This window comes from Bradyrhizobium sp. i1.15.2 (assembly GCF_040548425.1).
Taxonomy (GTDB): Bacteria; Pseudomonadota; Alphaproteobacteria; order Rhizobiales; family Xanthobacteraceae; genus Bradyrhizobium; species Bradyrhizobium canariense.
Window position 1 is genome coordinate 159,356 of sequence record NZ_JBEPRQ010000013.1, and the last position, 13,017, is coordinate 172,372.

The window sequence follows — 13,017 nt, forward strand, 5'->3', positions numbered from 1 at the left end:
GGAACCTGACGCCACAAGGCGCTCAGTGTTTCACATCCGGCCGCGCATCGCCGACGAACCGGTCGCGATTCGGCATCTTGACCGCCGCGAGCGATTTGGCATCGAGCGTCGCGTCCGCTCCGACCAGTCCATTCAGGTTCAGGATGTACGCGGACACCGCATAAACCTCCTCATCGCTCAGCGATTGCGGTGCGTTCTGCGGCATCGCACGGCGGATGTAGTCGAACAGCGTCGGCGCATACGGCCAATAGCTGCCGACCGTGCGGATCGGCTTTGGTGTTGCGATCGTGCCCTGCCCACCGACGAGCCGGTCACCCAGCCCGCCCTCGCCCTTGTCGCCATGGCATGATGCACATTGCTGGGCGAACACCTCGCGACCACGACTGACCGAGCCACTTCCCTTCGGCAGATTGCTGCCGTCGCGTCCGACGTCGATATTCCAGCCAGCAATCTCCGCAGCCGTCGCGGGACGTCCGAGGCCGTACAGAGTCTGTGCCTGCGCCCCGCTCGCGAACGCACACAGCACGATGACAACAGCAATGCCGCAAGTCTCACGCCAGCGCATTGGTCACCTCGCCGTCGGCCGCGATGCGCCAGGGCCAGATCGCGTTGTTGTGGTAGAAATAGTTCTCGCCGCGCACCGCGAGCAACTCGGCCAGAGTCGGCTGCACATAGCCGGTTTCGTCGATGGCACGGCTCTGGATCACGGCAGGCTTGCCGTCCCACTGCCAGGGCAGGCGAAAGCGTGTCAACGCACGCGTCAGCACCGGCTCCTGCAATTGCGCGCTTTGCCAACTCTTTCCCTCGTCGACGGACAGTTCGACGCGCGCGATCTTGCCATGCCCGCTCCACGCGATGCCGGTGATCTCGTGGAAGCCGGGCGCGCCCAGGCGTTGGCCGCCGGAGGGCCTCGTGATGATCGACTTCGCCTCCATGTAGAACGAAAATTCACGCGCGGTGCCGTCTGGCAGCAGGTCGGTGTATTTCGAGGTCTCCTCGCGCGAATAAACCGGCTCAGCCGTCACATGCAGGCGGCGGAGCCACTTAACGCTCATATTGCCCTCGAAGCCCGGCAGGAACAGCCGCAGCGGATAGCCCTGCTGCGGGCGCAGCCGCTCCCCGTTCTGGCTGTAGACCAGCATGGCGTCCTCGAGGCATTTCTCGATCGGGATGCTGCGGGTCAGCGCAGCCGCGTCGGCACCTTCGGCGACGATCCATTTGGCATCCGGCTTCAATCCGGCCTCCTGGAGCACCAGCTTGAGGCTGACGCCGGTCCATTCTGCACAACTCACCAGACCTACAAGGTCCGACGCGGTCTTGCCGTAAGGCTTGCTGTAGCCGGGATTGCCGGAGCATTCGAGAAAGTGGACGCGCGATTCCGACGGGAAACGCCTGAGATCGTCCATTGTGAAGATCAGCGGACGCTCGACCAGCCCGTGCAGCATCAACCGGTGCTGGGCCGGATCGATGGTCGGAACGCCGCCATGATGACGCTCGTAAAACAGTCCGTTCGGCGTGATGATGCCATCGAGCTCCTGCAATGGCGTCCGGCTGGAGGCCGAGATGTACTGCTTGAGCGTCTTCGAGATGTTCTTGACGACGCCCTTCTCGAACGGCGATGGCGCGCCATAGAGCTGGCCTCCCGTCGGCTCGCCCGGCGCCTTCATCCATTCGGGAATGTTGGGTGGAAGGTTGTCGGTCGCGGCGGCAACCGATGCGCCGGCGCCCAGGACAGTGCCACCCGCAGCCGCCGCGCCGGCGCGCAGAAAGCGACGGCGAGTCGTCCCCGCAGGTTTGTCGTCGGCGTCGCTCGTGCTGCTCATTTGCGGATCCTCGGCTGAAGCGCGACCCGCATGAAACATTCTGCGACGAGCATTTGCAATTCGCACCTGTTTCAAAAACAGGCGATTTCGACCTCGACTGATCTAAATCTGGCGGGCGCGACGGCAATTCTCTTCTTCGCAATGCACAAACGGCTCATCCATCACTCGCCCGGCGCGATCGCATTGCTGGGGGTTGGCCGGTCGGCGATCTGCTGGCCGAACAGGCTGCCGATCAGTTCGACCGCGGTGCGCGCGGTGCGGCCACGCTCGTCGAGGAACGGATTGAGCTCGACGATGTCGACTGAACCGACTACGCCGGAATCGTGCAGGAGCTCCATGATCAGATGCGCCTCACGATAGGTCGCTCCGCCCGGCACCGTCGTGCCCACGCCGGGTGCGACGCAGGGGTCGAGAAAATCGACGTCGAAGCTGACATGCAGCACGCCGTTGCTGGCCCTGACGCGCTCGATGACGCGACGGATCAGCACGGCGACGCCGAATTCGTCGATCTGGCGCATATCGACAACCCTGATCCGGCGCGTGCGCATCAACTCCTTTTCGAGCTTGTCGATTGAGCGCGCGCCGAACAGGTCGAGCCTGTCGGGATCGATCGGGGCGCGCGGATCATCGCCGAGCAAGCCGTCGAGGCCGGGTTCGCCGCAAAGGAATGCCGCCGACATGCCGTGCATGTTGGCGGTGATCGTCGTCTCAGGCGTGTTGTAATCGGCATGCGCATCGAGCCAGAGCACGAACAGCTCGCGTCCGCGCTCCTGCCAGTGACGGGCCATGGCATTCACCGATCCCATCGACAATGTGTGATCGCCACCGAGGAAAATCGGCAGCGCGCCGGTTTTCGCGATCTCGTAGCCTCTGCGGCTCAGCACGCGCGTCCAGCGCTGGATTTCGCGGTAGTGATTGGCTTTGTCGGGGGGCCTGTCTGCGAGGTCCCGGAGCTCGCCCACGGAGAGATCGCCGTAATCGACGACCTCGAAATCCAGGCTCTCTAGCAGTGTCGCAAGGCCGGCGGTGCGGAGCGCCGCAGGGCCCATCAGAGTACCGCGCTGCGAAGCCCCCATGTCGATGGGAGCGCCGAGCAGGGCGATGCGCCGGGCTCGATCCGTCGTGGTCCGGTCAGTCACAGCTGTCTCCTGAGATCAGCAAGATTGAGCCAGCCTAACAGAGATTCGCACCCGTCGTTTCACGGGGAAGGTCCACGCAGGGGCGCATCGTCCCGGAACAAAAGCCCGCGCGCCGAATTGCTCATCCAAGGCCGGTACCCGCCGTAAAAACCACGGCGCCTGTCGCGGATAGCCAAAGGTCATGCGACCCGCTGTTCAGAACGAGCGCTCGCGCGGATAGCCAAAGGTACCGGCCTCCGCCGCACATGATCAGCCTGGAGGTTGCGCACTTGAGCACGGAGATCCCGCAGTCCACTTCACATCCCGGCATGGCCGAGCGCGCCATCGATGCCGCGACGGACGTATCCCGCACCATCGGTGAAGTCGCAGGTGGCCTGCATGCAGCTGTCGACCGCATGACTTCCGCAATCGACGATGCGCGAAAGCCGGGCCGGCCCCTCGCGACCGTCGCTGCGATCACGCGCGAAGCGCCGCTTGCCAGCCTGTTCGTTGCTTTCCTGTTCGGCGTCGCGGTCGCGCGTCGGCGCTAAATCGTAACAGGTGTTCAGGCGGCGCTGACGGCCGCGCACTCGGACGCGAGGAATTGTCGCTCGAATGCCTCCGCCGGCATCGGACGGCCAAAGAAATAGCCCTGGCCTTCCTCGCATCCCATGCTCACCAGGAAGTCGGCCGTCGCGCGATTCTCGATGCCTTCGGCCACGACCGTGAGACCGAGCTGCTTGCTGAGACCGATGGTCGACCCGACAATCGCGGCATCGTCGGAGTTCGCGAGCAGACCGAGCACGAACGACCGGTCGATCTTGAGCCCATCGAGCGGGAACTTCTTCAAATAGCTCAGGCTCGCATAGCCAGTGCCGAAATCGTCGAACAGGACGCGGACGCCGAGCTGCTGGATGCGTTTGAACATATCGAGCACCCGGGCTTCGTCGTGTAGCAGGATGTCCTCGGTGACCTCGAGTTCGAGCAGCGACGGCGTGAGCCCCGTCGCTTCGAGCATCCCCGCAACCGAATGCGCGAGGTCGCCGGAGTGGATCTGCGAGGGCGACAAATTGATCGCGACGCGCACACTGTCGCCGGACAATTCCCAGGCGCGTGCCTGCCGGCAGGCAGTTTCCATCACCCAGTTTCCGATCCGCTCGGACAGGGCTGAGCTATTGACCACCGGCATGAACTCTCCTGGCGAAACGTAGCCGCGCACGGGATGCCGCCAGCGGATCAGCGCTTCGGCCCCGACCAGGCTGGCGTCGATCAGGCGAACCTGAGGCTGGTAGAACAGCTCGAACTCGCCGCGATCGGCGGCAAGCGCCAATTCACTCTCCAGCGTCAGCCGGTTCTCCAGCTCCTGCCGGATCGCGCTCTCGAAGACCACATAACCGCCGCGCCGCGTCAGTTTTGCCTTGGTCAACGCAAGATGGCCGTTGCTCAGGAGATCGTCGGCGTTGTGTCCGCCTTCTGGATGGACGGCGACGCCGATGCTGATCCTGACGCGATGCTGCCGCGTGCCGGTCGCAAGCGGCGCTTCGAACGCGCGCGCGATGCGCTCGGCGAACTCTGCGATCGGCTCGTCGCCATCTGCGCCTTTGCGCGCAATGGCGAATTCGTCTCCGCTGAGCCGGGCAACGACAGCGTCGTCGCCCGCTTCAGCTTTCAGGCGACCAGCGACCGCCTGCAGCACGAGATCTCCGGCGGAATGACCCAGCATGTCATTGATGCTCTGGAAGCCGTCGAGCCCGATCACGAGCAGCGCGACCTTGCAGGGGCGCTGCCCCGCATCCCCGATCATGCCGACCAGTCCGGCATGCAGCGTGTTGCGGTTGACCAGACCGGTCAGCGCGTCGTACTCGGCGAGATATCTGACGCGTTCGGCCTCGCGCCTGCGGACCGAAATGTCGCGCAGGATGGCTCCGTATTGGAAGCCGTCCGTTCCCTGCCAGCCCGAGAAGCTCGCCTCGACCGGGAAAGTTTCACCGTTCTTGCGCCGCCCTTCGAACTCGACGACGACCGCCCCACCGGGGACCAGGAGTGCCTGGCGCGCGGCGTCGCGCATGGACGGCCTCGCGTCACCGTCCACTGATACGGCGCACAGCGTTTCGAACGGGCGGCCGATGATCTCGGCGGGCATATAGCCGAAGATCGCACTGGCGCCGGGATTCCACACGGCGATCAGCTGACCTTCGTCGGTGCAGACGAGGCCATCGCCGAGCGACATCGCGATACGATGAAAGCGGCTTTCGGCGATGCGCCCCAGGAGACCGCGGAAATCGATTTCGTCGAGTGCGATCGCCGTCAGATAAGCGACAATCGCGATGTGGAACAGCGATGTGTCGATGATGAAGGGCCATCTTGCCTGCACGAGGACCGCAACCAGCTCGAAGACCGCCCCGGCCGAGATCAGGATTGCAACGCGAATTCCCGGTCCGAAGCGGCGCCACGAATACATCATCAGCAGGCAGATCACCGCGAGACCAAGGATCATGCCGATATCGGAGGTCCAGCGCAGCATCCGGTTCTGGAGGATCGATTCAGCTGCCAGCGCCTGGAGGATGGGTCCGGAGATGATGCGGCCATTTGGAACACTGAAGCGGTCGCCGAGTTCGAGCGCCGTCGCGCCAATGATGACCTTCTTGTCTCTTAGCTTGTCGAGAGTGGCCGTGTTGCCGCGGAGCACGTCGACATAGGAGACACTCGGAACGGAGCCCGCCCGAATGCTGAAATCGATCAGGAATGGCGGCCGCCGATTGGCGTCCTGCCCGGCCAGCACGACGGCCATCGACGGCATCAAGGCATCGCCGAGCTTCTCGCCGAACGGATAGCGACGAACGAGCCCGTCGGATTCGATCGCGACATTGACCAGCGCCGGCCACGACTGGTTGCTGAACGGCTTTAAGGGGCGATTGATGTGAGCTGCGCCGCCATTCGGCGCCGGTTGCTTGAAGGACGGCAGGATCGTCGAGCCGCCGGCCTCACGCAGTGCGGTGACGAACGCCTCGTCGGAGGCCGGATCGGATGGGGAGCTGAAATCGACGTCGAAAGCAACGTCCTGCGCCCCAGCGGCCTCTAACCTGTGCAACAGTTCCGCGTGCAGCCGGCGCGGCCAGGGCCATACCCCGATCTGGTCGATCGAGGGCGCATCGATGGCCACCACGACGACATTGCCGCTCGCGGCACGCGATTGCCAGGCGAACCGCAGGTCAGTCAGCGCGTTGCGAAGCGCGCCATGCCACCCCGTGGACAGCACGATCGCCAGCGCGGTCACAACTAGAATATGTGGACGATAGCGCTTCACTCCGGTCCTCCCGCGCACCCGCTTCTGCGGTTGCGCCCCCCCTTATCCCCTAAGAAATCGCCTCAGTGCTTGTTGTGGCCAAAGGCATTGCCGTGACCATTGCTGCCGTTGCCGCCGCCATTGCCGTTGCCGTTACCGTTGTTGCCCCTGCCGTTACCGGTGGCACCGTTGTTGCCATCACCGTTGCCGGAATTGCCGTTACCGGAGTTGCCCTTGCCGGGGTTGGACTTGCCATCGGAGTTTCCGCTGCCGGCGCCGGAGCCGTCGCTGGACGCACCGGCCGTGGTCGCGGCTATTGTCGTGCTCGCAGCCGAGGAGCTGGTGCTGCCAGCCGTCACGCCGCTGCTCGTGGTAACCGCAGTCTGGACGGTGCTGTTGGATGCCGTCGTGCTCGCTTTCGAGTCGCTCCAGACCGTTTCGGTGCTGGCGTGCGCGTTGCGCACCTGTCCGGGAGCACCGCCGCCGTGGGCGAGCCCGTGCGTGACCTTGTGGACGTTCAGCTTGACCTCGCCGAGCGGGCTCGAGATGCGCACGACGCCGGCCTTGGCAGCACCGCCCTTGGGCGCGCGACCGCCTGCCGCCTGTTGCGATGGCTTGAGTGCGCCGGCCGCCTTGGTGCCCTTGTCGATCGCACCGAGCGCATGGATCGCATGGCCGTTCGCCGCATTGCGCGGGGCCGACAGGCCCGATTTCGGCACGGGGACGCGCTCGATCGTCGAGGCGCGCGGCTTGCCGTGCTCGATCGGATTGAAGGTGCCGGACCCGCTTAAAGAGAGGCCGGGCTTGCCATGCTCGAAAGCGGTGGCGGCCTGCCCCGGCAGGACCTGGGCGATCTGTCCCGTCTTGAAGTCGGAGACCTCGACCTGGCCGCGAAGCACGCCGACCTTGGTGCTGCCCGCATTCACGGTGACGCTGAACTGTGTGCCCTTGACGACAGCGGCGAGATAGGGCGTCTCGACCTCGAAATGCTTGACGTTGCGCTTCTCGACTTCGAGCAGGATCGAACCTGCCTGCTGGATGATAGTGGTCGAGAGACCCTCCTTGCTCTCGGTGGGCAAGCCGACCACCGAGTTGGGAGAGATCAGGATCGTCTCCTCCCCGCGGACGAGGAGCACGCGGCCATTACGTCCGGTACGAATTGTGTCGCCGGGCTTGAGTGCCTCCTGCTGACTCAAGGACACCTGCTGAGCGCCGCTGGTGGCGACCCAGACCTCGCCGGTGGCCTTGCCGACTGACCAGACGCCGTCGTCCGCGGCGGATGCGCCGGTAGCCGTTCCCAGGATCAGCGCAGCCGCGAAGGTGCACCGCATTCCAATTTTGCTCAGCATGACGATCCTCAGTCCGCGTTACAGCCAGCCTGAGGGGTATCCGAAATCACTCAACATAGGATTAGCGGGAAGCGGCCAGCGGAGCGGTCGCGTTAACGGTTCATTGACCATAAAAAACTATGAAAAATCATGTGGCTAACGAACCCTCACCGCATCAGGGGCACATCTCCGTCGAACTACGGGGACGGGCGCGTCGCGCGCGCCGGGAAGCGGCATCTCATTACCACAATGGCGCTGTTGGCGCCGTTCTTCGCGGGAGTTCCTCAGGCTTTCGCGCAGCAGGCGAGCCAGCCTGGCTTCGATCCGCGCCAACCTGAGAAATATTTTGAAAACCAAACCGAGCGGGAATCGCTGAGCCGTCCTCCGGTCAGGCTACCAACAGTCGACCAGCCCAGCACCGGCGGCGATACCAAGCCTCAGTTCGTGCTGCGCGGCATCCACGTCAGCGGAGCCCGGGCCGTTTCCCCCGATCGCATCGCCGCGGTCTATCAGCCCTATGTCGGCAAGAAGGTTTCGCAGGCGGATCTCGCCGTGATCGCCGGCGCGATCAGCGATCTCTACCGTGCCGATGGTCTTCACTTGAGCCGTGCGATCGTGCCGCCGCAGGATATCGCCGATGGCCTGCTCCGGATCCAGGTGATCGAAGGCGCCATCGTCCAGGCTGAGCTGAAAGGCGATGGCGCCGAACAGTTCGGCGTGAGACCGATGCTTGGGCCGGTTCTGGCCGAGCAACCGTCGCGCCTGACGACGCTGGAACGCCAGCTCTTTCTCATTAACGGCAGACCTGGCGTCCGGATCACCGATACCGCACTGGAGGAGATCGGCGGGGCAACCGGCCGCTTCCGCCTCGTCGTCTATTTGAAGACCTGGCACGTCTTCTCGTCGTTCGGTCTGGACAATCTCGGCTCATCATCAGTCGGTCCGTGGCAGACATACGCGACCGGCGCGTTCAACTCCTATCTCACGCCCGGCGACACGCTGGCGGTCAACCTGTCGACCATCGCCAACGACCCCCGCCAGCTTGGCTTCGCACGGCTGTCCTACGATGCACCCGTCGGCATCGACGGCGTGCGCCTCGGCGGGTCCGTCCTATACAGCGCGGTCAGGCCGGGCGATGTCCGCCGCCTCGACAGCGACATCACCACAACCGAAGCGTTCGAGCTGCGTGCCAGCATCGTCCCACTGCAGTCGCGATTGTCCTCGCTGACCCTGACTGCGGCGACGACCTTCAGCAACGTGTCCGAGCATGACCTTTACGGCGCCTGGTACAACGACCACATCAGGACAGCGAGCCTGATCGCCGACTACCGGCTTCAGGATCATTTCGGCGGCACCAATTTCGCGACGCTGACCTACCGCCAGGGCCTCGACATCTTCGGTGCCTCGCATTTCGACGACGATCTGTTGTCGCGCGATGGCGCGTCATCGAACTTCTCGGTGCTAAACCTCTGGTTCACGCGCTACCAGACGCTCAACGACGTCTGGTCGCTCAAGCTTTCCGCTGCGAGCCAGACGGCGTCACGGCCGCTGTTCACCTCGCAGCAATTCTATCTCGGCGGCGCTGCCTTCGGGCGCGGCTATGGCGCAGCAGAGATCAGTGGGGACAACGGTCTTGCCGGCTCACTCGAGCTGCGCTTCGACCAGAAGCTCAATTTCCGTTACTGGACCGGCTATCAGCTCTATGCCTTCGGTGACGCCGGCGCAGTCTGGAACGACGGTTACCGCCTGAGCGACGGCCTGTCGCTGACCTCGGCCGGAGCTGGCGTGCGGTTCTTCCTGCCGGCCGATTTCCAGGCTGATCTCGGCGTGGCTGTCCCCCTGAGCTACCGGGCGCCCGACAACGAGCGCCGCAGCCCGCGCCTCCTTTTTACTTTGACTAGCGCGTTGCGGCTCTGCTCCGAACGCGGCAAGGGCGGTTGTCTGTAAATCCCTTGCCCTTCGCGCTGTGCCTCCGACATGCGGCCCTTTTTGGGGCGCGGCGCACAGGCTTGCCTAAATTTAATCCCGTAGCCTGCTCACGATCGCTCGATCCGGGAGTTCCCAATAGCCATGTTCAGTCAAAAGTGATTTGAGACGGAACCATGAAAAGGGTGTTTGCAGTTCTGGCGTTTCTCTGCGTCCTCGGCGTCGGCCAATATTTCGTGGTCAGCCGGTTCGCGATCCGCCATGAGGTTTTGACCCTGTTCGATGCCGCGCGCCAGCGGCCGATCGCGGTCGAAATCGCTGTACGGCGCGATTACGAGACCAAGGCCAATCTCGGCCTCTGGAAGCTCCCGCTCGCCATCATCAGCAACGGCAATACCGTCAAGGCCACCGAATATTCCTTCCTCGCCAACGTGCTCGCCGCACGCGGTTATCTCGTCGCCAGCATCCAGCAGGATCTGCCGAGCGATCCGCCCCTGATGACCAAGGCCGGCCAGCAATATGTCGGCCGGCGCGAGGTCTATATCCGCTGCGAGGCCAACATCCTCTTCACCTTGCGCGAATTGAAGCGGCGGCAGGAGAACGCCGACTACGACCACATCACGCTCGTCGGCCATTCCAACGGCGGCGACGTTTCGATGTATGTCGCTCATCAGCACCCGGAGCTGGTGTCGAAAGTGATCACGCTGGACAATCTGCGGGTGCCTTTCGTGCTTAGCGACCATATGAAGATCCTGTCGTTCCGCTCGAAGGATCCGCATTTTGTAACCGATCCCGGCGTGCTGCCGACGCCGGAAGAGGCCAAGGCGCGCGGCATTGATATTATCCACACTGGCGCACAGCATACCGAGATGAGCGATCGCGGCCCCGATGCAGTCAAGGAGAAGATCCAGGCGACACTCGACCGCTTCCTGCGCGACAGTGCCAGCAGCGCGCTCGCGCCGGCCGATACAGGAAGCCCGATGATCATGAACCCCGGCGACTATTAGTCCGGCCCCTTTGCGGCAGATCAAGGCTGCCGCGAGCCGACCACGATAGAAAGAGCCTCGCCATCTCGGAGAGGCACGTGTCGCACTCCATCGAAAGCCTTGATACGAAAAGACTCGATACAACAAGCTTTGCCCTGCCTGCGGCAAGGACGCCGAGATTCGCCCGGCACCTCTATCGTTCGGCTCGCAAGCTGCTGCGGTCGATCATTGCCCGCATCGACCTCTCGCAGTATCCGGGTTCGTGCTGCGGATGAGGACGGCGTCGCGAGCCAACAACACACAGGGTTGCTCTATGCACCGGCATTTGAGACGAATTTGCCTGCTGGTTGCCGTGGCCTCGAGCGTGGGCACGTCGTCCGCTCTCGCCGCCGATGCAGATCACGGCGCCGACCTTGCGAGGCGCTGGTGCGCCAGCTGCCATGTCGTGGCGAACGGCCAAACACAGGCGAGTGCCGACGTCCCCTCTTTCGTGTCCGTTGCGCGCAGGCCTGACTTCAGTTCGGAAAGGCTCGCCTTTTTCCTGCTAGACCCGCACCCGAAAATGCCGAATTTCCCCTTGAGCCGGATCGAAGCCGGCGATATCGCGGCCTACATCGCATCGCTGCGTTAGCAGAGCGACCGATTGGTCAAAACACCTGCGACAGATGCAAATCCCTGCCTGAGAACCGACAAGGATTAGCGGAAAGGATGATGGGCGGCGAATGAGGTCCATTCGACAGCCCATCATGGACCGGCACCAGTATCGATGTGCAAATATTCACGCCGCGTAAGTCCAATCTGTGGACGCGCCGTGAACACACCGAGAATCAGGACTTGCCCTTCCCCGGCTGCATGAGACTGCCGGTCATCTGGCGCATGTGGTCTCCGGCACTGGTGAACTGGCTGCGCAGGAAATCCGATTGGATTCGCATCGCCTCCTGAAGGTCGGTGGCATGGACGAGCTTGCGAGCATGCTCGAACGCCGACTTCATGTTCTGCTCGGTGAAAGCGAGCGCTTGCTTCGACACGTCCGCCCCCGCGCCCGGAACGGTCGTCATCGATTTGGTGGCGGCTTCGAAAAACATGCCGAATGCCTTTTCCGCCTGGTCAATCGTCTTCTCGGCCAGGTCGCGCAGTTCGGCCGGAACTTCGAGCTTCGGTTCGATCATGGTCGCACTCCTCCCGTTTTCAGAACTGAATACCACACTTGCCGGATCGCCTGCCAGCGTCCAGCCGGAGGAAGACGTCGCCCGGCGGCCGGCTCTGGCAGGAAAACGAAGGGCAAGGCGTAAGGCCGGCGCGCAGGCAGGCTCAGGACAGGGGGTGTTCGGGGAGAGCTTCTTCGGTAGCGAGGTCTTCGACGAGCTTGATGACCTCGAAACGCTGCCGGGGCGCGAGCTTCAGAAACGCGCGGAGCAGGCGCAGGCTTTCGACGGTGCCGCTTGCAGGCGCGCCGAGCTTGAGGTGCAGCTCAGCTGCGAAATTAAGGTTCTTCATCTCGCACCTATGACAAGCATCGGACTTCGTGATCCAACATCGAGATCCCAACTAAGAACCAAACGCCACACCCGGATGCCACAACCGGATGCCACAACCGGATGCAATGGCGACAGCTCGCTTTCGGCCGGAGGAGCCGGGTGTGTTCGCACGCCGAGCCACATGTGCAAGCAAGCACACCTAAGCAGGTTGCAACTATGTCAAGAAACAACCCCTCCGGCAAGCCTAACAGTTGGCGCAGCGATGCTCCGTCTGCATCGCACCACGGCAATTCCGGATAACAGGAATATGGCCCGCCGTCACCCACCTGCGTCAAGAAGCGTCATCGATCAGCATCCAGCCTCGATCGCCGTCAATCGACGCTGCAATTCGTGTTGTTTCGGATGTGAATGGATGTTGGTGGACGCGAATTAGTGCTTCTTCAGCGTATACACGTAATTGTTGAGTCCGGCATCGGCGGTTGTATCGTCGACGAAATAAACGTCGTGAACCGTTTTCGAGGAACAAACGACAAAGCGGTGGCGGAACAGTCACGCAGATCACGGGCGCCGTGGCCGATGCATTGATCGATTCTGGCGCCCCAGCACCAAAGGACGACGGCATGCTTTCTCGCTGCGATCTCATCAAGGGCGCCGCAGTCGCGCTTCTCACCTTCTCGATACCAAGCGCGTGGGCGCAGGAGACCAGGATGAACCTGTTCAAGATCGTCACCATCAAGGACGAAATCGTCGTCGGATTGTCGACGGAGGAGCTTCAGGCCCTCGGCGGCAATGATGCCAGCGCCGTTGCACACGCCTTGGCGCAGAAGGGCGATCTCACCGTCTGGCAATACAACGTGCATCGCGGTCCGAACGGCGAATTGCAGCAAGCGCCGACCGCCAGAATCGGGCTTTTGGCCAACGCCTCACTGCGGGTCGAGCCCTATGCCACGACCTACCAGATCCTACCGCATCCCTAAGCAGGAGACCGGCGGGGGGGGGGGGGGGGGGGGGGGGGGGCGGCGGGGGGGGGGGGGGGGGGGGGGGGGGGGGGGGGGGGGGGGGGGGGGGGGGG

13 protein-coding genes are annotated in these 13,017 nt (G+C 63.4%); 6 read left to right on the forward strand and 7 right to left on the reverse strand.

Annotated features, from left to right (window positions below; translation table 11 throughout):
• Positions 1-22: 22 nt before the first annotated feature.
• The 3 genes from ABIB80_RS23375 to rocF form a co-directional block, all read right to left on the reverse strand.
• Complete coding sequence (locus tag ABIB80_RS23375) at positions 23-565, reverse strand: c-type cytochrome (protein ID WP_007601504.1); 543 nt, start codon at positions 563-565, stop codon at positions 23-25.
• Positions 552-1,823, reverse strand: coding sequence for a sulfite dehydrogenase (soxC, locus tag ABIB80_RS23380; protein ID WP_354128508.1), 1,272 nt, complete (start codon positions 1,821-1,823; stop codon positions 552-554). Before soxC ends, ABIB80_RS23375 begins: the two co-directional genes overlap by 14 nt.
• Before the next feature lie 161 nt (positions 1,824-1,984).
• Positions 1,985-2,962: an arginase gene (gene rocF, locus ABIB80_RS23385; RefSeq protein ID WP_219682382.1), complete on the reverse strand. Its 978-nt coding sequence runs from the start codon at positions 2,960-2,962 to the stop codon at positions 1,985-1,987.
• A gap of 245 nt (positions 2,963-3,207) precedes the next feature.
• Between rocF and ABIB80_RS23390 the strand changes: the two genes are divergently transcribed.
• The gene (locus ABIB80_RS23390; protein ID WP_007601501.1) at positions 3,208-3,492 is read left to right on the forward strand and encodes a hypothetical protein; all 285 of its coding nucleotides are present in this window, start codon (positions 3,208-3,210) and stop codon (positions 3,490-3,492) included.
• Positions 3,493-3,506: 14 nt separating this feature from the next.
• On the opposite strand, the gene ABIB80_RS23395 is transcribed toward ABIB80_RS23390, so the two are convergent.
• Both ABIB80_RS23395 and ABIB80_RS23400 read right to left on the reverse strand, forming a co-directional pair.
• Positions 3,507-6,248 carry an EAL domain-containing protein gene (locus ABIB80_RS23395; RefSeq protein ID WP_354128509.1) on the reverse strand — a complete coding sequence of 914 codons (2,742 nt, stop codon included), beginning with the start codon at positions 6,246-6,248 and terminating at the stop codon, positions 3,507-3,509.
• Positions 6,249-6,310: 62 nt separating this feature from the next.
• Entirely contained in the window at positions 6,311-7,576 is a 1,266-nt protein-coding gene (locus tag ABIB80_RS23400; protein WP_354128510.1) for a FecR family protein, read from the reverse strand.
• Between the two features lie 129 nt (positions 7,577-7,705).
• On the opposite strand from ABIB80_RS23400, the gene ABIB80_RS23405 reads away from it, so the two are divergent.
• From ABIB80_RS23405 to ABIB80_RS23420, 4 genes are all read left to right on the forward strand, one after another.
• Positions 7,706-9,502, forward strand: a complete 1,797-nt coding sequence (locus ABIB80_RS23405) for a ShlB/FhaC/HecB family hemolysin secretion/activation protein (RefSeq protein ID WP_354128511.1) — start codon at positions 7,706-7,708, stop codon at positions 9,500-9,502.
• Between the two features lie 155 nt (positions 9,503-9,657).
• Positions 9,658-10,488, forward strand: a complete 831-nt coding sequence (locus ABIB80_RS23410; RefSeq protein WP_354128512.1) for an alpha/beta fold hydrolase — start codon at positions 9,658-9,660, stop codon at positions 10,486-10,488.
• 77 nt (positions 10,489-10,565) lie between these two features.
• A complete protein-coding gene (locus ABIB80_RS23415) occupies positions 10,566-10,742 on the forward strand; it encodes a hypothetical protein (protein WP_157158661.1) in 177 nt (58 codons plus the stop codon).
• Between the two features lie 38 nt (positions 10,743-10,780).
• Positions 10,781-11,098 carry a c-type cytochrome gene (locus tag ABIB80_RS23420; protein WP_007601492.1) on the forward strand — a complete coding sequence of 106 codons (318 nt, stop codon included), beginning with the start codon at positions 10,781-10,783 and terminating at the stop codon, positions 11,096-11,098.
• A 196-nt stretch (positions 11,099-11,294) separates the two neighbouring features.
• Here the strand turns inward: ABIB80_RS23420 and ABIB80_RS23425 are convergent, their stop codons facing one another.
• A complete protein-coding gene (locus ABIB80_RS23425) occupies positions 11,295-11,636 on the reverse strand; it encodes a phasin (protein ID WP_007601491.1) in 342 nt (113 codons plus the stop codon).
• Between the two features lie 142 nt (positions 11,637-11,778).
• Entirely contained in the window at positions 11,779-11,964 is a 186-nt protein-coding gene (locus tag ABIB80_RS23430) for a hypothetical protein (protein WP_007601490.1), read from the reverse strand.
• A 601-nt stretch (positions 11,965-12,565) separates the two neighbouring features.
• Here ABIB80_RS23430 and ABIB80_RS23435 point away from each other — a divergent pair.
• Entirely contained in the window at positions 12,566-12,922 is a 357-nt protein-coding gene (locus ABIB80_RS23435; protein ID WP_007601489.1) for a hypothetical protein, read from the forward strand.
• Positions 12,923-13,017: the final 95 nt, after the last annotated feature.

What these genes read in the sequence shown, in the direction of transcription:
- ABIB80_RS23375 (WP_007601504.1), bottom strand. Translation starts at nt 565, where the DNA reads ATGCGCTGGCGTGAGACTTGCGGCATTGCTGTTGTCATCGTGCTGTGT.
- soxC (WP_354128508.1), bottom strand. Translation starts at nt 1,823, where the DNA reads ATGAGCAGCACGAGCGACGCCGACGACAAACCTGCGGGGACGACTCGC.
- ABIB80_RS23390 (WP_007601501.1), top strand. Translation starts at nt 3,208, where the DNA reads ATGATCAGCCTGGAGGTTGCGCACTTGAGCACGGAGATCCCGCAGTCC.
- ABIB80_RS23400 (WP_354128510.1), bottom strand. Translation starts at nt 7,576, where the DNA reads ATGCTGAGCAAAATTGGAATGCGGTGCACCTTCGCGGCTGCGCTGATC.
- ABIB80_RS23405 (WP_354128511.1), top strand. Translation starts at nt 7,706, where the DNA reads ATGTGGCTAACGAACCCTCACCGCATCAGGGGCACATCTCCGTCGAAC.
- ABIB80_RS23410 (WP_354128512.1), top strand. Translation starts at nt 9,658, where the DNA reads ATGAAAAGGGTGTTTGCAGTTCTGGCGTTTCTCTGCGTCCTCGGCGTC.
- ABIB80_RS23420 (WP_007601492.1), top strand. Translation starts at nt 10,781, where the DNA reads ATGCACCGGCATTTGAGACGAATTTGCCTGCTGGTTGCCGTGGCCTCG.
- ABIB80_RS23425 (WP_007601491.1), bottom strand. Translation starts at nt 11,636, where the DNA reads ATGATCGAACCGAAGCTCGAAGTTCCGGCCGAACTGCGCGACCTGGCC.
- ABIB80_RS23430 (WP_007601490.1), bottom strand. Translation starts at nt 11,964, where the DNA reads ATGAAGAACCTTAATTTCGCAGCTGAGCTGCACCTCAAGCTCGGCGCG.
- ABIB80_RS23435 (WP_007601489.1), top strand. Translation starts at nt 12,566, where the DNA reads ATGCTTTCTCGCTGCGATCTCATCAAGGGCGCCGCAGTCGCGCTTCTC.